This window comes from Caballeronia sp. NCF2, assembly GCF_023631205.1.
GTDB classification, from domain to species: Bacteria; Pseudomonadota; Gammaproteobacteria; order Burkholderiales; family Burkholderiaceae; genus Caballeronia; species Caballeronia zhejiangensis.
The window spans coordinates 90636-108038 of sequence record NZ_JALQDN010000002.1; the positions used below are offsets into that span (position 1 = coordinate 90636).

A 17403-nucleotide genomic window follows, 5' to 3' on the forward strand; every position below is an offset into this window, starting at 1 on the left:
CGCGTTGGGAACATCGGGGACATCGGACCGGCTTCAGGTCGAAGGCACGTAAGGATCGGAAAATCCCAGAGACTGCATGATATCCGTCTCGATGGATTCCATCTCTTGCGCTTCGCTCTCGACTTCATGGTCGTAGCCCTGCGCATGGAGCGTGCCGTGGACGATCAGATGCGCGTAATGCGCGGCGAGCGGCTTGCCCTGTTCGGCCGCCTCGCGCTCGACGACCGGGCAGCACAGAATCAGATCGCCCGCGACCGGATCGTCCTCCGATTCTGCATACGCGAAAGTCAGCACGTTCGTCGCGTAATCCTTCTGCCGATACGTGCGGTTGAGCATCCGGCCTTCTTCTTCGTCGACGAAGCGCACGGTCAGTTCGGCGTCCGCGAACAGCGACGCCTTGATCCAGCGCGCGACCGTCGCGCGCGGCAGGATCGCCTTGTGCGACGGATACGCCTTCGCCGCTGGAAACTGCAGGGTCAACGTGAGGCGCGGCATTATTCGGGCTTCTGCGCTTGCTGTTGCGCAGCGCGCGCGGCCTCGGCGAGCGCGGCGTCTTTCTGCGATTGCGCGTCGTAAGCCTCGACGATGCGCGCGACGAGCGGATGCCGCACCACGTCCGCCGACGTGAAATGCGTGATCGCGATGCCGCGCACTTCCGACAGCACATGCTGCGCCTCGATCAGGCCGCTCTTGTGGCCGCGCGGCAAGTCGACCTGCGTCGTATCGCCGGTGACGACCGCCTTCGAGCCGAAGCCGATCCGCGTCAGGAACATCTTCATCTGCTCGGGCGTGGTGTTCTGCGCTTCGTCGAGGATGATGAACGCGTGATTCAGCGTGCGCCCGCGCATGTACGCGAGCGGCGCGATTTCGATCATCTGGCGCTCGAACATCTTCGCGGTCTTGTCGAAGCCGAGCAGATCGTAAAGCGCGTCGTAAAGCGGACGCAGATACGGATCGACCTTCTGCGCGAGATCGCCCGGCAGAAAACCGAGCCGCTCGCCCGCTTCGACGGCGGGGCGCGTCAGCACGATGCGCTTGACCTGATCGCGCTCGAGCGCATCGACCGCGCACGCGACCGCGAGATACGTTTTGCCCGTGCCCGCCGGCCCGATGCCGAAGGTCACGTCGTGCGCGATGATCTGCTTCAGATACTCGCGCTGCGCGGGCGTGCGTCCGCGCAGATCGGCGCGTCGCGTGTAGAGCTTCGGACCGTGGTCTTCGTCTTCGCCGAGATCGATCGTCGCGCTCGGTTCATCGAACGGATGATCGGGATCGCCACGAAAACGCGGATCGATTTCGCCTTCTTCGCCGTTAGCTTCGCGCGCATCCTTCGCGCGACGCGTCGCATGACGCGCTTCGACGAGCGCGAGCTGAATGTCGTCGACGGAAATCGGATCCCGCGCGCGGTTGTAGAAGTTTTCGAGCGCCGCGAGCGCGACTTTGGCGCCACGACCACGAATCGCGATCTTGTGGCCGCGTCGCGAAAGCGTCACATCGAGCGCCTGCTCGATCTGCCGCAGGTTTTCGTCGAGCGGGCCGCAGAGGTTGGCGAGCCGCGCGTTGTCGTCGCGCGGAGCGGTGAATTCCAGATGCTGCGTGGGAGCGTTCTTCAAAGTGAACTTGAGTTCCTGTCTTTAGTGCGCAAGCTCGGGCGCCATGACCAGTTCGCCGCGCAGCGAGTGCGGATAGGCATGCACGATCTTCACGTCGATCATCTGGCCGATGAGCCGCGCGTGCGATTCTGCCGGCGCCGGGAAATTGACGACGCGGTTGTTCTGCGTGCGTCCCGCGAGTTCGTTCGGATCCTTGCGCGCCGGGCGTTCGACCAGAATGCGCTCGACCTTGCCGACCATCGATTCGCTGATGCGCTGCACGTTTTCCTCGATCGTCGCCTGCAAATGCTGCAGACGCTTCAGCTTGACTTCGCGCGGCGTGTCGTCGTGCAGATTCGCTGCCGGCGTGCCGGGGCGCGGGCTGTAGATGAACGAGAAGCTCGTGTCGTAGCTCATCTCGTCGACGAGCGCCATCATCTTGTTGAAATCGTCTTCGGTCTCGCCGGGAAAGCCGACGATGAAATCCGTCGACAGCGACAGATCCGGGCGGATCGCGCGCAACTTGCGGATGACCGACTTGTATTCGAGCACGCTGTAGCCGCGCTTCATCGCCATCAGAATGCGATCCGAGCCGTGCTGCACCGGCAAATGCAGATGCGAGACGAGCTTCGGCACTTTCGCGTAAGTGTCGATCAGGCGCTGCGTGAATTCCTTCGGATGCGACGTCGTATAGCGGATGCGTTCGATGCCCGGAATGTCCGCGACGTATTCGATGAGCGTCGCGAAATCCGCGATCTCGCTCGAACCGAGCGTCAGCGCGCCGCGATAAGCGTTCACGTTCTGGCCGAGCAGCGTGACTTCGCGCACGCCCTGGTCCGCGAGACCGGCGACTTCGGTGAGCACGTCGTCGAGCGGGCGAGACACTTCCTCGCCGCGCGTGTACGGCACGACGCAGTAGCTGCAGTATTTCGAGCAGCCTTCCATGATCGACACGAACGCGCTCGGGCCATCGACGCGCGCCGGCGGCAGATGATCGAACTTCTCGATTTCCGGAAACGTGATGTCGACCTGCGCGCGGCCGGTCGCGCGGCGCTGATCGATCATCGCGGGCAGACGATGCAGCGTCTGCGGACCGAACACGAGATCGACATACGGCGCACGCGCGACGATCGACGCGCCTTCCTGACTCGCGACGCAACCGCCGACGCCGATCAGCAGATTCGGGTTCGCTTCCTTCAGCTCGCGCACACGGCCGAGATCGGAGAACACCTTCTCCTGGGCTTTTTCGCGCACCGAGCACGTATTGAACAGAATGACGTCCGCGTCTTCGGGCGTATCCGTCTTGATGAGTCCTTCCGCCGCGCCGAGCACGTCGACCATCTTGTCGGAGTCGTACTCGTTCATCTGGCAGCCGAAGGTCTTTACATAAACTTTCTTGGTCATGAATCGTCGCCGGTCGCAGTGGTTAACCTGGGGGCGCTGTAAAAGAGATTAAAGAGGGAATTTGCGGCGCAATTACACTGATCTGCACCGCTTTTTACTGTATTTGACCCAATATTATAGCTCTGGCCGCCATTCCCGACGCTTCCCGCGCGCGTCGGGCGGATACGCCAGGTCGCCGAGCAGGTCGTTCGTCGTTTTTTCGAAACGCTCGACGAGAAAGTCCAGCAGCACCCGCACGCGCGGCGCCATGTACCGATTGGCGTGAAAAAGCGCGTGCACGGCGGCTTCGTGCGTACACCAGTCGGGCAACACCATCTGCAGCGTGCCGGCGCGCACGTCGGCGGCGATATCCCAGATCGATTTATGCGCGATGCCGTGGCCCGCCAGCGCCCATTCGCGCAGCAGCGCGCCGTCGTTGGTTTCCCAGGCGTCGGCGAGCGGAATCGTGTACGCGTAACGCTCGTCGCCGCGCACGAAGACGAGCTCGTTGAGCGGCCCGTTCGCCGTAACGACGACGAGGAAGTCATGCCCGGTCAGATCGGCGGGCGTTTCGGGCACGCCCATGCGCGCGAGATACGCGGGCGACGCGCACAGCACGCGGCGATTCGGCGCGAGCGCGCGGGCGGCGAGGCCGCTGTCGGGCGGGGCGCCGAAGCGGATCGCGAGATCGATCTCTTCCAGCAAAAGATTCGACACCGAATCCGATAGTGTGAGCGCGAATTTCACGTCCGGATGCAGCGCGCTGAATCCGTCGAGCCAGCCGTTCAGCATGGAGCGACCGAAATTCGATGTCGCCGAAATGCGAACCTTGCCGCGCACGACGTTCTGGCCGGCCTGCAGCGCGGCTTCGGCATCGTCGATCGCCTGCAGCGCGATCCGGCAATGCTGCAAATACACGCGGCCTTCGTCGGTTACGCGCAATTGGCGCGTCGTGCGCTCGAAGAGCCGCGTGTGCAGCGCTTTTTCCAGCTTGATGAGCCGCGCGCTCGCCGCCGCCGGCGACAGGCCCAGCTTGCGGCCCGCCGCCGACAGGCTTCCCGCCGACGCAGCTTCCACGAACAGGCGCATGTCGCCGAGCCGATCCATCGTCATTTTCAAATCCGGTTTGAGAATAATTCAAAGGGTAGGCCAATTCTCAAATCGCTGCGTGGCTTGCACAATGCGCTACGTGTAAACCCTTCCATCTCATCATGCCTCTTCCACTTCTCGCGCTTGCGATCAGCGCATTCGCCATCGGCACGACGGAGTTCGTCATCATGGGCCTCTTGCCCAACGTGGCGCACGATCTCTCTGTGACGATTCCATCGGCGGGGCTGCTCGTCACGGGCTACGCGCTCGGTGTCGCGGTCGGCGCACCGCTGCTCGCCGTGCTGACGAGCAAGCTGCCGCGCAAGCTCGCGCTGCAGTTGCTGATGCTCGTGTTCATCGTCGGCAACGTGCTGTGCGCGCTCGCGCCGGGCTATGGCCTGCTGATGGTCGCGCGCGTCGTGACCTCGTTCGCGCACGGCTCGTTCTTCGGCATCGGCGCGGTCGTGGCCGCGTCGCTCGTTCCGGCGGAAAAGCGCGCGAGCGCCATCGCGCTGATGTTCACCGGGCTCACGCTCGCGAACGTGCTGGGCGTGCCGTTCGGGACGTTCATCGGGCAGGAGCTCGGCTGGCGCGCGACGTTCTGGATCGTCGCGGGCTTGGGCGTATTGTCCGCGCTCGGCGTGACCGCGCTCGTGCCGAACCGCCACGACGCCGCGCCGAGCACGCTCGGCCGGGAAGTGCGCGTGCTGCGCGACGGCCAGGTCTGGCTCGCGCTCACGATGACGGTGCTCGGTTTCGGCGGCGTGTTCGTCGTGTTCACGTACATCGCGCCGATTCTCGAACAGGTGGGCGGCTTCTCGCCGCGCGCCGTCACGCTGATCCTGGTGCTGTTCGGCGTCGGGCTGACGATCGGCAACACGATCGGCGGCAAGCTTGCGGACCGCGCGCTGATGCCGTCGCTGATGGGCATTCTGTTCGCGCTCGCCGTCGTGATGGCGGTGTTCGCGAAGACGAGCCACAGCCAGACCGGCGCGATCCTGACAATTTTCGTCTGGGGCATCGCGGCGTTCGCGACGGTGCCGCCGTTGCAGACGCGCGTCGTCGAGAAAGCGAAGGACGCGCCGAATCTCGCTTCGACGCTCAATATCGGCGCGTTCAACGTCGGCAATGCGGGCGGCGCGTGGCTCGGCGGCGCGGTGCTGACGCACGGTCACGGTCTCGACGCGCTTCCGTGGGCCGCGGCGGCGGTCGCGCTGGCCGCGCTCGCGGTGACGTGGTTCGCCGCGCGCCTGGATGTCCCGCGCGTTACCTCGGACATAAAAGCAGCCGACGCTTGCTGAGCGCTTATCATGTTGGCTCAACGTAATTCGAGCCAACATGATCGATCATCTCATCTGCGATTGCGACGGCGTGCTCGTCGATAGCGAAGTCATCGCGGATCGCGTGATGCTGGACGTGCTCACCGAGACGTTTCCCGGCATCGACTTCAGACCGGTCGTCAAGACGGCTTTCGGACAGCAGACCTCGCGCTTCCTGACTCATCTGGAGACGAAGTTCGGCATCGTGATGCCGCCCGATTTCGTCGATACGATCGAGGCGCGCGTTTCCGTGGAACTCGCGCGCTCGGTCGGACCGATCGCCGGCGTGCGCGCCGCGCTGGAAGGCTGCGGCCTGCCGGTGGCGGTCGTGTCGAACAGCCGGATGGAGCGCGTGCGCGCGTCGGTGCGGCGGGCGGGGCTCTCCGAGATCGTCGGCGCGCGCGTGTTCAGCGCGCAGCAAGTCGAGCGGCCGAAGCCTTATCCCGACGTGTATCTGCTCGCGGCGCGCACGCTCGATGTCGCGCCCGAGCGCTGCCTCGTCGTCGAGGACAGCGTCGCCGGACTGACGGCGGCGCGCGCGGCGGGCATGAAGACCATCGCGTTCGTCGGCGCGAGCCATATTCCGTCCGGCTACGCGCAAGTGCTGCGCGAAACCGGCATCACGCGAATCATGGAGCACATGGACGAGCTGCCCGCGCTCGTCGCGGCGGGCGTGCGCGGGGATTTCGGCGACGTGCTCTCCTGATCCTTACGCCGCTTCCTCGACGGATTCACGTGCGGCCGCCAGCGCCGCGCGGAATTCGACCAGTTCCGCGATGGTCAGCATCGGCAGGCCGTGCTCCTGCGCGAAACGCTCGACTTGCGCGCCGCGCGTCATGGTGCCGTCGGCGTTCATCAGTTCGCAGAGTACGCCGGCAGGCTTGAGGCCGGCGAGGATCGCCAGGTCGACCGTGCCTTCGGTGTGACCACGCCGCGCGAGCACGCCGCCGGGCATCGCGCGCAGCGGAAAGACGTGGCCGGGCCGCACGATGTCCGCCGGGTTCGCGTTTTCGGCGATCGCCGCGCGGATCGTCGTGACGCGATCCGCCGCCGATACGCCCGTCGTCACGCCTTCCCGCGCTTCGATCGACACGGTGAACGCCGTGCCGTAGCGGCTGCCGTTCGCGGCGGCCATCGGCGGGAGTTCGAGCGCGCGTACTTTGTCGTCGGGCAGACACAGGCACACGATGCCGCTGCATTCGCGGATCAGAAGGGCCATGGTGGCGTCGGTGAGTTTTTCGGCGGCGACGATCAGATCGGCTTCGTTCTCGCGATCGTCGTCGTCCTGAAGCACGACCGGACGGCCTTCGCGCATGGCGTCGAGCGCGGCGGCGATGCGCGGCGGAACGTCGAACGAAGCGAGCTGGGGAAGGTCGGCAAAAGCGTCATCGGCGATGACGGCCGGTGTGGCGAACGACAGGCTGGCAGCTTGGGACTGGGACATGTGAAACGCTCTCGCAGGAAATGTAAGCGAAAAACGTTTCAGGGCATTGCAAACAGACAGAACGGCACCCCACGGCGACGCGCCAAGAGGCGCGGCGGCGTCCGGTTCGGCACGATGCGGAAATCGCCAAGGGGACGGACATGACCATCTGCACATCTTCTCTCATCCGGACTATGACCGTCGGCTCTGGCATCTCACCAGATCTGCTGACCCCGCGCGTGAATCCTGCGCGGGCGCTCGCGGGCTCGTGGTCCGGCCGCGAAGCCTCGCCACATACCGCCGGTGGGGAATTGCACCCCGCCCTGAAGACGTACTCGATGCCGCAAGCCGCAAGGCTCGCGAGCTTTTTTAGGATACCGCACGCCGGCGGTTTTTGCACCGCCGCACGACGCGAAAGGGTGCGATACGCCATGCATAGCCGTTAGCTGTCCGCCCATGCCTTCGCCGCGTTGACCGCGCGGCGCCACCCGGCGAGGCAGGAATCGATCTCCGGTTTCGGCATCGACGGCGTGAAGCGGCGCTCCAGTTGCCATTGCGCCTTGAGTTCGTCGACGTCCTTCCAGTAGCCGACCGCGAGCCCCGCCAGATAAGCCGCGCCGAGCGCCGTCGTCTCGGCGATGCGCGGACGCGCGACATCGACGCCGAGAATGTCGGCCTGGAATTGCATCAGCAGATCGTTCGCGCAGGCGCCGCCATCGACACGCAATTCGCCGATGCGGATGCCCGAGTCCGCTTCCATGGCTTTCAAGACGTCGAGGGACTGATAGGCGATCGAATCGAGCGCCGCCCGCGCGACATGACTCGATGTCGTTCCGCGCGTGACGCCGAAGAGCGTGCCGCGTGCGCGCGCGTTCCAGTGCGGCGCGCCGAGCCCGGCGAACGCAGGCACGAGATACACGCCGTCGCTGTGCGGCACGCCGCGCGCGAGCGTCTCGATTTCGCTCGCGCGCCGGATGAGGCCGAGGCCGTCGCGCAGCCATTGAACGACCGCGCCCGCGATGAAGATGCTGCCTTCGAGCGCATAGCTGACGTGATCGCCGATCTGCCAGGCAATCGTGGTGACGAGGTTGTTGCGCGACTCGATGGGCTTGTCGCCCGTGTTCATGACGAGAAAGCAGCCGGTGCCGTAGGTGTTCTTCACCATGCCGGAATCCGTGCACATCTGGCCGAAGAGCGCGGCGTGCTGATCGCCGGCAAGCGCTGCAAGCGGGACATCGGCGTTGAACACGGTGCCTCGCGCCGTGCCATAACGTTCCGACGACGTCCGCACTTCGGGAAGCATGCTGCGGGGAATGCCGAGCGCGTCGAGCAGTTCGTCGTCCCAGCGGCGTTCGTGAATGTTGAAGAGCATCGTGCGCGAGGCGTTCGTGACGTCGGTGACATGCAAGCCGTGACGCGTGAAATTCCACACGAGCCAGCTATCGACGGTGCCGAACGCGAGCCGCCCTTGCTTCGCCTTGTCGCGCGCACCTTCTACGTTATCGAGAATCCAGCGGATTTTCGTCGCCGAAAAGTATGCGTCGATAGGCAAACCGGTTTTCGCGCGAACCATCGCTTCGAGGCCGCGCGACTTGAGCTCGTCACAGAAGCCGGCCGTGCGGCGGTCCTGCCAGACAATCGCGTTATAGACCGGCGCGCCCGTCTCGCGATCCCAGACGATCGTAGTCTCGCGCTGGTTCGCTATGCCGACTGCCGCGATCGAAGCAGCGCTCGCGCCGGCGCGCGTGACGGCTTCCGCGGCGACGCCTGCCTGCGTCGACCAGATTTCGCGCGGATCATGTTCGACCCAGCCCGCCTCGGGATAAATTTGCTGGAATTCCTTCTGCGCCAAGGACACGATGTTGCCGTTCCGGTCGAACAGCATGGCCCGTGAGCTGGTGGTGCCCTGATCGAGCGCGAGAACGTACTGATCCTGCATGGTCTCCTCCGGTTCGAACGGACGTCGACGTTTCGGGCAGCAAAGGCGCTGTCCGTTTGCGCAATCTATCGGAGCGAGGCGACGCGGACAAGCTGGCCGAACGGCATAAGCCGCGCGACATCGACCGCTCGAATGCGGATTTGGGCTATGCCATTCGGCCGAGTGGCGCGGCGTTCGTGTTCGTCCGATACTGGCGGCACGAAACCGATTGAAGGGTGAGTGCGATGCGTATGCTGTTGATTTCCGGCGTGCTGGGCGCGGCGCTTCTGACGGGCTGCGTGGGCACGCCCAGCCTGGACGGCTCATTGGGCGCGCCGTCGTTCAGCGCGCTGCAGGACATGTGCGGGACCTCGCCCGTCGACTACGGCGCGGACGCGCAATCGGTCTATTCAGCCTTCTACGATGCCTATGTGGCCGAACGGCGCGGCGGGTTGCAGAAGGAGCGCTTCTGCGCATTCCAGGCGGCGATTGCAGAACGGTATCGTGCTTATCGCGCGAACCCCGGCCCCGAAGCGCAAAGCGCGTGGGCCAAGTTCTTCCTGGAGCAGCGCGCGCAGGCGTTGAGCTGGCGTGCGGCAGTGGACCCGACACTGCGGGCCGGCTGACGCGACTTGACGGTAGGTGAAGGTTAAGTGAAGCGGACGCGGCCTTGCACCGCGTCCCGAGTCCTGCCGCGTGCTACGAGTAACGCTTGAAAGCCTTGACTGTGGAGTCGCCGGTGGCGGTGAGGCGCCATTGCTGACGTCCCGATGCGAGATTTTCGAGTTGGACGAGCTGACGTTCGAGCAGGGCGTCGAGCTCTTCGCGTTCCATGTCGACCTGATTAGGCGCTTCCTGAACCAATAGCAGCGTGGCGAATTCGTGCGGACTCAGCATTGTGTTCTCCATGACGACCGAACGGCATAAGCAACCGGCCTTGTAAGCCGGGTCTTTTTGCTTCGAAACGTTGTACGGGAAAACTGAAAAATTGCCGGGCAAACGCGTCGATTTTGTGCTGCGGATGCCGGGAATTGGGATTGTAGGCAAGCGTCTGACAAGTGCCAAATTTGCCGAGAAAATTTTGGCTTTGACTTTTTATCAATGCAGAAGCGGTTCATCGCTCACGCGAATTCGAAGAATCCACTTGAGGTTCGTGCGGCGGCGCACACAAGGATCGGCATGCGAGCACACGCAATCAGCGACGCCTGATCGCCCGGTTAATGCGCAATGCGCATTAATTTATACGATAAATGAATTTGTTTTGGATTAAGCGGACAATGCAATATTCCCCCTTTGCCCGGATTGGCCACAAGGTCGGCCGGCACGTTCTGCCCGCTGGAATTTCGGACTTCATTCAATGACTCGCTTCAACTGGCAAAACCCGTATCCCACCCCGCGCCTTCCGGTGTTCGCCCGCAATATCGTTTCGACGTCTCATCCGCTCGCCGCGCAGGCCGGTCTGCGCATGCTATGGAAGGGGGGCAATGCGGTCGATGCAGCCATCGCGGCCGCGGCGGCCATTACCGTGGTGGAACCCGTGTCATGCGGGCTGGGCGGCGACGCTTTCGCGCTCGTCTGGGACGGTCGGAAGCTGCACGGGCTGAATGCTTCGGGCGTATCGCCGGCGGCGTGGAACGTCGATTATTTCCGGCGCAAGTACGGCGAGGAAAACGGTCTCGCGCGCCAGCCCAAGCGCGGCTGGGACGCCGTGACGGTGCCGGGTGTCATCGCCGGGTGGGAAGCGTTGCACGCGAAGTTCGGCACGCTGCCCTTCGCGGATCTGATGGAGCCAGCCATCGAAATCGCCGAGCGCGGTCATGCGGTGGCGAGCATCGTCGCCTACAAGTGGGCGGCGGCGGTGCCGGAGCTCAAGGACATGCCGGGTTTCGCCGATGTATTCATGCCGCACGGCCGCGCGCCTGACGTGAGCGAACTCGTGCGCTTCCCCGGCCACGCAAAAACGCTGCGCCTGCTCGCGCAGCAAGGTCCGCGCGCGTTCTACGAAGGCGAGATCGCCGAGCGCATCGCCGCGTTCGCGCGCGCGGGCGGCGCGGCGTTGACGATGGACGACCTGCGCAACTATCGCGCGGACTGGGTCGAGCCGATCAGCAAGGATTATCGCGGCTACACGGTGCACGAGATTCCGCCGAACGGACAGGGCATCGCGGCGCTCATCGCGCTCGGCATTCTCGACAAGTTCGACGTGAGCGCTTTGAACGTCGATCGCATCGAGTCGCAGCATCTGCAAATCGAGGCGATGAAGCTCGCCTTCGCGGATGTCTATCGCTACGTCGCCGATCCGCGCTCGATGGAAGTCACGCCGGAACACATGCTCGACGACGCCTATCTGACCGAACGCGCGAAGCTCATCGATCCGAAAAAGGCGACGCACTTCGACTTCGGCATGCCCAAGGCGGGCGGCACCATCTATATGTCCGTCGCCGATGAGCGCGGCATGATGGTCAGCTTCATCCAGTCGAATTACATGGGCTTCGGTTCGGGCGTGGTCGTTCCCGACACCGGTATCGCGCTGCAGAACCGCGGTTGCGGCTTTTCGATGGATCCGAAGTCCGCGAACGTCGTGGAAGGCGGCAAGCGTCCGTTCCATACCATCATTCCGGCTTTCCTCACTCAGCAGGTCGATGGCAGGCAGGAAGCCGTCATGAGCTTCGGCGTGATGGGCGGCGACATGCAGCCGCAAGGCCATCTGCAATCCATCGTACGCATGCTCGACTACGGCCAGCAGCCGCAGGCCGCGTGCGACGCGCCGCGCTGGAAGGTGAACCGCGACTTCACGATCGACATCGAAGCCACGCTCGATCTCGAAACCGCGCGCGCGCTCGAGGGTCTCGGCCACACGATCAAGTCCATCGACGATCCCTACATGGACTTCGGCTCCGGCCAGTACATCTGGAAGCTGGATCGCAATGATCCGGAGCGCGGCTATGTCGCGGCGAGCGACAGCCGGCGCGACGGACTCGCCGCAGGCTTCTGAGGCTGCCATCGGAGGCCGCGCCGTCGGCCGGTCTCCGTCGATAAAAAACCACGCATCCGATCGCCGCAATTGTGCAGGCGAGGGGGCTGCGCGCCCGCGCCTCGTGGCCTCGGTCGGACATCACGACATGGAAGCGGGATAGGAGAAATCATGAACGAACGCGTGTATCAAGGCGCTGCTCCGACGCAGGCGCAAACGCCCGCGCCGCACCCGGCGCCATCCAAGGCGATGATCCGCCGCATCGTGTTCTCGTCGTCGATCGGCAACGCGCTCGAGTGGTTCGACTTTCTCGTCTATGGCTATTTCGCGACGGTCATCGCGAAGGCGTTCTTCCCGTCGAATGACGAATGGCTCTCGACGATGCTTGCCATCGGCACGTTCGGCATCTCGTTCCTGATGCGCCCGCTCGGCGCGATCGTGCTCGGCATCTACGGCGACCGCAAAGGACGCAAGGCCGCGCTCACGCTCGCCATTCTGCTGATGATGGTCGGCACGCTCACCATGGCCGTGATGCCTTCGTATCAGCACATCGGAATCGCCGCGCCGCTTTTGATCTTGCTCGCGCGTCTCGTGCAGGGCTTCGCGGTCGGCGGCGAGTTCGGCAGCGCGACCGCGTTCATGGTCGAGCACAGCGAAGCGCGGCGCGGCTACTACGCGAGCTGGCAGTTCGCGAGCCAAGGGCTTGCCGCGATCATGGCCGCGGCGTTCGGCTCGGTACTCAGCGCCTGGCTGCCGCAGCCGCAACTCGAAAGCTGGGGCTGGCGCATTCCGTTTGTCTTCGGTCTGCTCGTCGGGCCGGTTGGCTATTACATCCGCTCGCATCTGGACGAAACGCCGGAGTTTCTCGCGACGCGCTCCGCGCAGAAGGCGAGCGCGCCAGGCGTGTCGTTCGCGAATCAATGGCTGAATCTTTTGCTGGCCGTGGGCATCGTCGCGCAATCGACGGTCGGCGTGTACGTCCTGCAACTCTATATGCCGCTGTACGCAGTCAAGCAGTTGCACCTGCCGGCGACCGCATCGTTCGCCGTCGTGGTGCTCAATGGCGGACTTCAGTTCATCTTCTCTCCGTTGATGGGCGCGCTCTCCGACCGGCTCGGGCGCATCCGCATCATGCTCGGTACATCGATTATCATGGGCGTCACGATTTATCCGATGTTTGCGTGGCTGCAAGCGCATCCGACAGTCGCGTCGCTGGTCGTTCTCCAATCGGTCGCGGGCATTCTCAAGGCCGCGTATTCCGGTCCAATGCCCGCGCTTATGTCCGAAATCTTCCCGACTCGCGTGCGTTCGACGGGTCTTTCCATCGGCTACGCGCTCGGCGTCACGCTGTTTGGCGGTTTTGCGCCGACCATCGTAGAAGCCTTCATCCATGTCACGGGGGACAAGCTCGCGCCGAGTTACTACGTGTTGCTGGCTGCCGTCTTGTCGGGAATCTCGCTGGCGATCGTCGCCTGGCGCATGCGCGCGGCACGACGCGCAACGTAACGGCGCGCTGCGCGACGGCATCGCGCGAAACAATCGAGGCGGCTTCGGCCGCCTTTTGCATTTCGAACACGACGCAACCATATACAGAGCCGACCGGCATGAATAATGCTGCAGCGCACCGACGACTCGACCGCGCCGGATCGTAAGAATTTGGAACGCATGGAACTGGCGGGCCGCGGGTGAGTCTGTCCCCATGTCTGCAAACTCACTGCAGGGCGGCTAAGATGAAAACAAGCCGCTGACACTTGAAGTCAACAGCGCCGGGGTCGATCCAATCACGGCGTCGCCTGAACCTCGGCCGTTTCTCATCGGCCGATGGCGCGTTCAGTCCAGCCAGGGAGCGCGATATATGCATACGGACAGTACACATGTGATGCCTTGGCGCATCGAAGACATCGATCTCACGCGAATCGATCGTCAGAAGGCGGCATCCAACGAGCATCTTCTCTTGTTGTTGTGCGCCTGCTCGTTCATCGAGAGCGGGACGGACCTCTATACGAGCAATCTCAGCAAGTATTTTCACGACGATCCCGAAATCTCGGCGTGGCTCAACAACGAATGGGAGCCCGAAGAGATGCAGCACGGCAGGGCGCTCAAGACCTACATCAACCACGTGTGGCCCGAGTTCGACTGGGACACTGCGTTCAGGAATTTCTTCGACGAATACTCGCTCACTTGTTCATACGAGGAGTTCGAGAAGAAGCGCGCGCTCGAGATGGTTGCGCGCTGCGTCGTCGAGACGGGAACGGCCACGCTTTATCGCGCGATCAACGATTGTTCGGATGAACCGGTGCTGAAGGAAATCACCGACAACATCCGCACGGACGAAGTGCGGCATTACAAGCACTTTTTCCATTTCTTCAAGAAGTGGAACAAGATCGAGGGCAATGGCCGCATGGCCGTGCTCGGCGCGCTCGTGCGGCGCGTCGTGGAACTGAAAAGCGAGGATTCGGAGATCGCGCTGCGGCACGTCTTCGCGATTCGTTATCCGGAGCGCGCGCAGGATGTCGAGTACAACCGCGAGCTCTCCGCGCGAGTGAATGCGCTCGTGCGGCGCAATCTGTCGGCGGATCAGGCCATCAAGATGCTGCTCAAGCCGCTCGATCTGCCCGCGCGCATTCAACCCGGCGTGCACTATCCGCTGTCGAAGATGACGCAGTTATTCTTCCGCTAACCTTGTTCGACGATGCCGGCGCAAAGCCGGCATCTTTTCATGACCGATCACAACACGCCCCGACCGTCGCTTTCGTCGCAATCCGTTTTCGATGAATGGCCGCCCGAGCTGCGCGCGCGCTTCGACGGCGCGCTCGCTCGCGCCGACGACGGCTTCACCGTTTCGCTATGCGCGGCGGATGAGGCTCATCGCGTGCGAACCGCTTTGTTGAGCGCTGGTGAGCTGTACGCGCCGGATGCGCGCAGACTCGCGTTCGCGTTGTGGCCGTCGTCGCGGACGGCGCAGGCTGTCGCCGCGAGCGGACGCGCGACACTCGCCTTCGTATCCGATGAGGCGTTTTATCAAGTGCATCTGGACGTGCGTCGCGTGCCGCTCGACGATGTGCCGCTCGCGTGCTTCGTCGGCACGATCGAGAGCGGTGAGGTTCAACGGGTGGGATATGCGCGACTCACGAACGGAATCGCCTTCGAACTGACCGAAGCGCAATCGGCGCTCGCGCGCTGGCGCGAGCAACTCGACTGGCTGAAGCGGGCGGCGAGCGTCGCCGCCTGAATCACGACAGATGCATTAACGGCTGCGATCGCCCGATCGCAATGCGTCGCGCCGTCCGCCGAGCAATGCGCCGGGATTGCCGCCAGGCTTGCGCGAGTTCGCGACCTGACCGGCTTGAACCGGCTCCTGACGACGCGGCGCGGAACCCGCGTTCACGTTCGGCTTGCTGTGAGTGCGCGCATCGCGCGAAGGCTGCGCGCCGCCGTTGTTCGGCTTCGCCGGACGCGCGCCGCGTGCATCGCCGTTCGGACGGCCGCCTTCGCGGCGTGCTTCGCCACTCGAACGTCCCTCGCCGTTACGCGGATTCTGGCGTCCCTGACCTTGACCTTGTCCCTGGCCGCGTCCTTGACTGCGGCGCTGGATCGGCTCCGGCTTCGCGTTCGGATCCGGCTCGAAGCCGGGAATCACTTCGCGCGGAATCGGCCGCTTGATGAGGCGCTCGATGTCCTTCAGCAGTTGATGCTCGTCCACGCACACCAGCGACACCGCTTCGCCTTCCGCGCCCGCGCGACCCGTGCGGCCGATGCGATGCACATAGTCTTCCGGCACGTTCGGCAGATCAAAGTTGACGACGTGAGGCAACTGATCGATGTCGATGCCGCGCGCCGCGATATCGGTGGCGACGAGCACCTGCAGCGTCTCGGCCTTGAATTCGCTGAGCGCGCGCGTGCGGGCCGACTGGCTCTTGTTGCCGTGAATCGCGAGCGCGCTGATGCCGTCTTTCGTGAGCTGCTCGGCGAGCCGGTTCGCGCCGTGCTTCGTGCGCGTGAACACGAGCACCTGGAACCAGTTGTTGCCGCGGATCAGATGCGTGAGCAACTCGCGCTTGCGATCGCGATCGACCGGATGGATCTTCTGATCGACGGTCTCAGCCGTCGTATTGCGGCGCGCGACTTCGATCAGCGCGGGCGAATCGAGCAGGCTGTCGGCGAGCGCCTTGATCTCGTCGGAGAAAGTCGCCGAGAACAGCAGGTTCTGGCGCTTCGCCGGCAGGCGCGCGAGCACGCGCTTGATGTCGTGGATGAAGCCCATGTCGAGCATGCGGTCGGCTTCATCGAGCACGAGAATTTCGAGCTGCGAAACGTCGATCGTCTTTTGCTGCATGTGATCGAGCAGACGTCCCGGCGTCGCCACGACGATATCGACGCCGCGCTTCAACGCGTCGATCTGCGGATTGATGCCGACGCCGCCGAACATCACCGTCGACTTGAGCTTCAGATATTTGCCGTACGCGCGCACGCTTTCTTCGACCTGCGCGGCGAGTTCGCGCGTGGGCGTGAGGATGAGCGCGCGCACCGGACGCTTGGCGCCACCCGTGACGGGCGCGAGTTGCGACAGGCGCTGCAGGATAGGCAGCGTGAAGCCGGCGGTCTTGCCGGTGCCCGTCTGCGCGCCCGCGAGCAGATCGCCGCCTTTCAGAACGGCAGGAATCGCCTGAAGCTGGATCGGAGTGGGACTGGAATAGCCGAGTTCGTTGACGGCGCGAAGCAGAGGTTCGGACAGGCCGAGTGAATCAAAGGACATAAATTGGATGCTTATTCGTTGTGTCGAACGGCGCGCATGCGAATGGGCCACGGCGAAAAGTTTCGGCCGGCAGAGCGCATGTGCATCGCTCGAAGGAAAATCGGGCGGCGGGCCAGTTGGCGATCAGCGATCGCCGGGCGTTGCCGCGAGGTTCGACGTGCTATCAAGACACGTCATCTGGCGCTTAGTTGCATCGATGGACACTTCGACGCTGCGGCACCCGTTCCAGCCGGCGCTCACGCGACATAGCGCGCGACGCTCACGAACTGGCACAGGCTGCCTGCGAGCACGAACAGATGCCAGATGCCATGTCCGTGCCGGATGCGCTCGTCGTTGATGAAAAACCAGATGCCCGCGGTGTACACGACGCCGCCCGCCACCAGCCACGCGGTTCCCGCGGGCGGCAGCGCCGTCACGAGCGGATGAATGGCTACGAGCGCGAGCCATCCCATCAACACGTACAGCACCATCGAAACGCTGCGGGTTCGCCGCCCGAGCGTGAGTTCCTGCACGATCCCGAGCGCGGCGAGCCCCCAGCTCACGCCGAAGAGCGACCAGCCCCAGGGACCGCGCAAGGTCACTAGTGTATACGGCGTGTAGCTGCCGGCTATCAACAAGTAGATGGCCGAGTGATCGCACTTCTGCAGTATCGCTTTCATGCGCGGCGAGCGCGCGCAGTGATACAGCGTGGAGATCACGTAGAGCGCGCAGAGCATCGCGCCGTACACCGCGAAGCTCACGACCTTGTACGCGTCACCGTCGAGCGCGCCCATCGTGACGAGCGCAGCCAGACCCGCAACCGACAGCAGCGCGCCGATCAAATGGCTGATGCTGTTAAAACGCTCGCCGACATGCATATCGAATTCACCAAAAGACAAGGGGCGCGGCCACGAAGGCTGCGCCCCATATGCGTATTGTACGCTGTCCCGGCGAAGGACCTATGAAGCCA

At 63.9% G+C, this 17403-nt stretch carries 16 protein-coding genes and 1 riboswitch; of the genes, 7 read left to right on the plus strand and 9 right to left on the minus strand.

What is annotated here, in order from left to right; genetic code table 11:
- Positions 1-33: 33 nt before the first annotated feature.
- From ybeY to NCS02_RS02625, 4 genes are all read right to left on the minus strand, one after another.
- A complete protein-coding gene (ybeY, locus tag NCS02_RS02610) occupies positions 34-495 on the minus strand; it encodes an rRNA maturation RNase YbeY (RefSeq protein ID WP_008351433.1) in 462 nt (153 codons plus the stop codon).
- Positions 495-1613, minus strand: a complete 1119-nt coding sequence (locus NCS02_RS02615) for a PhoH family protein (protein WP_008351431.1) — start codon at positions 1611-1613, stop codon at positions 495-497. Before NCS02_RS02615 ends, ybeY begins: the two co-directional genes overlap by 1 nt.
- Positions 1614-1634: 21 nt before the next feature.
- Positions 1635-2996: a tRNA (N6-isopentenyl adenosine(37)-C2)-methylthiotransferase MiaB gene (miaB, locus tag NCS02_RS02620; protein WP_008351429.1), complete on the minus strand. Its 1362-nt coding sequence runs from the start codon at positions 2994-2996 to the stop codon at positions 1635-1637.
- A gap of 114 nt (positions 2997-3110) precedes the next feature.
- Complete coding sequence (locus tag NCS02_RS02625; protein ID WP_200889180.1) at positions 3111-4082, minus strand: LysR family transcriptional regulator; 972 nt, start codon at positions 4080-4082, stop codon at positions 3111-3113.
- A gap of 104 nt (positions 4083-4186) precedes the next feature.
- On the opposite strand from NCS02_RS02625, the gene NCS02_RS02630 reads away from it, so the two are divergent.
- Together NCS02_RS02630 and NCS02_RS02635 are read left to right on the plus strand one after the other, a co-directional pair.
- Positions 4187-5365: an MFS transporter gene (locus tag NCS02_RS02630; protein WP_034470678.1), complete on the plus strand. Its 1179-nt coding sequence runs from the start codon at positions 4187-4189 to the stop codon at positions 5363-5365.
- A gap of 37 nt (positions 5366-5402) precedes the next feature.
- Positions 5403-6089, plus strand: coding sequence for an HAD family hydrolase (locus tag NCS02_RS02635; protein ID WP_008351424.1), 687 nt, complete (start codon positions 5403-5405; stop codon positions 6087-6089).
- A 3-nt stretch (positions 6090-6092) separates the two neighbouring features.
- Here the strand turns inward: NCS02_RS02635 and ribB are convergent, their stop codons facing one another.
- Together ribB and glpK are read right to left on the minus strand one after the other, a co-directional pair.
- A complete protein-coding gene (ribB, locus tag NCS02_RS02640) occupies positions 6093-6803 on the minus strand; it encodes a 3,4-dihydroxy-2-butanone-4-phosphate synthase (RefSeq protein ID WP_244808097.1) in 711 nt (236 codons plus the stop codon).
- 174 nt (positions 6804-6977) lie between these two features.
- Positions 6978-7141, minus strand: a riboswitch (FMN riboswitch).
- Between the two features lie 107 nt (positions 7142-7248).
- Complete coding sequence (gene glpK, locus NCS02_RS02645; protein ID WP_250522877.1) at positions 7249-8745, minus strand: glycerol kinase GlpK; 1497 nt, start codon at positions 8743-8745, stop codon at positions 7249-7251.
- 224 nt (positions 8746-8969) lie between these two features.
- Here glpK and NCS02_RS02650 point away from each other — a divergent pair, with 224 nt between their 5' ends.
- Positions 8970-9350, plus strand: a complete 381-nt coding sequence (locus NCS02_RS02650) for a hypothetical protein (protein WP_034470682.1) — start codon at positions 8970-8972, stop codon at positions 9348-9350.
- Between the two features lie 73 nt (positions 9351-9423).
- Here NCS02_RS02650 and NCS02_RS02655 read toward each other — a convergent pair whose 3' ends face one another.
- Positions 9424-9621: a hypothetical protein gene (locus tag NCS02_RS02655; RefSeq protein WP_008351420.1), complete on the minus strand. Its 198-nt coding sequence runs from the start codon at positions 9619-9621 to the stop codon at positions 9424-9426.
- Positions 9622-10081: 460 nt separating this feature from the next.
- On the opposite strand from NCS02_RS02655, the gene ggt reads away from it, so the two are divergent.
- The 4 genes from ggt to NCS02_RS02675 all read left to right on the plus strand — a co-directional run bounded on the left by ggt (position 10082) and on the right by NCS02_RS02675 (position 14930).
- The gene (gene ggt / locus NCS02_RS02660; RefSeq protein WP_034470684.1) at positions 10082-11719 is read left to right on the plus strand and encodes a gamma-glutamyltransferase; all 1638 of its coding nucleotides are present in this window, start codon (positions 10082-10084) and stop codon (positions 11717-11719) included.
- 150 nt (positions 11720-11869) lie between these two features.
- Positions 11870-13204, plus strand: coding sequence for an MFS transporter (locus NCS02_RS02665; protein ID WP_425306891.1), 1335 nt, complete (start codon positions 11870-11872; stop codon positions 13202-13204).
- A gap of 349 nt (positions 13205-13553) precedes the next feature.
- Positions 13554-14378: a ferritin-like domain-containing protein gene (locus NCS02_RS02670; protein ID WP_008351417.1), complete on the plus strand. Its 825-nt coding sequence runs from the start codon at positions 13554-13556 to the stop codon at positions 14376-14378.
- A 39-nt stretch (positions 14379-14417) separates the two neighbouring features.
- On the plus strand, positions 14418-14930 hold the full coding sequence (locus NCS02_RS02675) for a PNPOx family protein (RefSeq protein ID WP_244807699.1): 513 nt from the start codon (positions 14418-14420) through the stop codon (positions 14928-14930).
- 15 nt (positions 14931-14945) lie between these two features.
- On the opposite strand, the gene NCS02_RS02680 is transcribed toward NCS02_RS02675, so the two are convergent.
- Both NCS02_RS02680 and trhA read right to left on the minus strand, forming a co-directional pair.
- A complete protein-coding gene (locus NCS02_RS02680; RefSeq protein WP_008351412.1) occupies positions 14946-16454 on the minus strand; it encodes a DEAD/DEAH box helicase in 1509 nt (502 codons plus the stop codon).
- Positions 16455-16690: 236 nt separating this feature from the next.
- A complete protein-coding gene (gene trhA, locus NCS02_RS02685; protein WP_008351409.1) occupies positions 16691-17311 on the minus strand; it encodes a PAQR family membrane homeostasis protein TrhA in 621 nt (206 codons plus the stop codon).
- Positions 17312-17403 lie beyond the last annotated feature (92 nt).

Coding starts and splice junctions, on each gene's coding strand:
- ybeY (WP_008351433.1), bottom strand. CDS start 495: ATGCCGCGCCTCACGTTGACCCTGCAGTTTCCAGCGGCGAAGGCGTAT.
- miaB (WP_008351429.1), bottom strand. CDS start 2,996: ATGACCAAGAAAGTTTATGTAAAGACCTTCGGCTGCCAGATGAACGAG.
- NCS02_RS02625 (WP_200889180.1), bottom strand. CDS start 4,082: ATGGATCGGCTCGGCGACATGCGCCTGTTCGTGGAAGCTGCGTCGGCG.
- NCS02_RS02630 (WP_034470678.1), top strand. CDS start 4,187: ATGCCTCTTCCACTTCTCGCGCTTGCGATCAGCGCATTCGCCATCGGC.
- NCS02_RS02635 (WP_008351424.1), top strand. CDS start 5,403: ATGATCGATCATCTCATCTGCGATTGCGACGGCGTGCTCGTCGATAGC.
- glpK (WP_250522877.1), bottom strand. CDS start 8,745: ATGCAGGATCAGTACGTTCTCGCGCTCGATCAGGGCACCACCAGCTCA.
- NCS02_RS02650 (WP_034470682.1), top strand. CDS start 8,970: ATGCGTATGCTGTTGATTTCCGGCGTGCTGGGCGCGGCGCTTCTGACG.
- NCS02_RS02655 (WP_008351420.1), bottom strand. CDS start 9,621: ATGCTGAGTCCGCACGAATTCGCCACGCTGCTATTGGTTCAGGAAGCG.
- ggt (WP_034470684.1), top strand. CDS start 10,082: ATGACTCGCTTCAACTGGCAAAACCCGTATCCCACCCCGCGCCTTCCG.
- NCS02_RS02665 (WP_425306891.1), top strand. CDS start 11,870: ATGAACGAACGCGTGTATCAAGGCGCTGCTCCGACGCAGGCGCAAACG.
- NCS02_RS02670 (WP_008351417.1), top strand. CDS start 13,554: ATGCATACGGACAGTACACATGTGATGCCTTGGCGCATCGAAGACATC.
- NCS02_RS02675 (WP_244807699.1), top strand. CDS start 14,418: ATGACCGATCACAACACGCCCCGACCGTCGCTTTCGTCGCAATCCGTT.
- NCS02_RS02680 (WP_008351412.1), bottom strand. CDS start 16,454: ATGTCCTTTGATTCACTCGGCCTGTCCGAACCTCTGCTTCGCGCCGTC.
- trhA (WP_008351409.1), bottom strand. CDS start 17,311: ATGCATGTCGGCGAGCGTTTTAACAGCATCAGCCATTTGATCGGCGCG.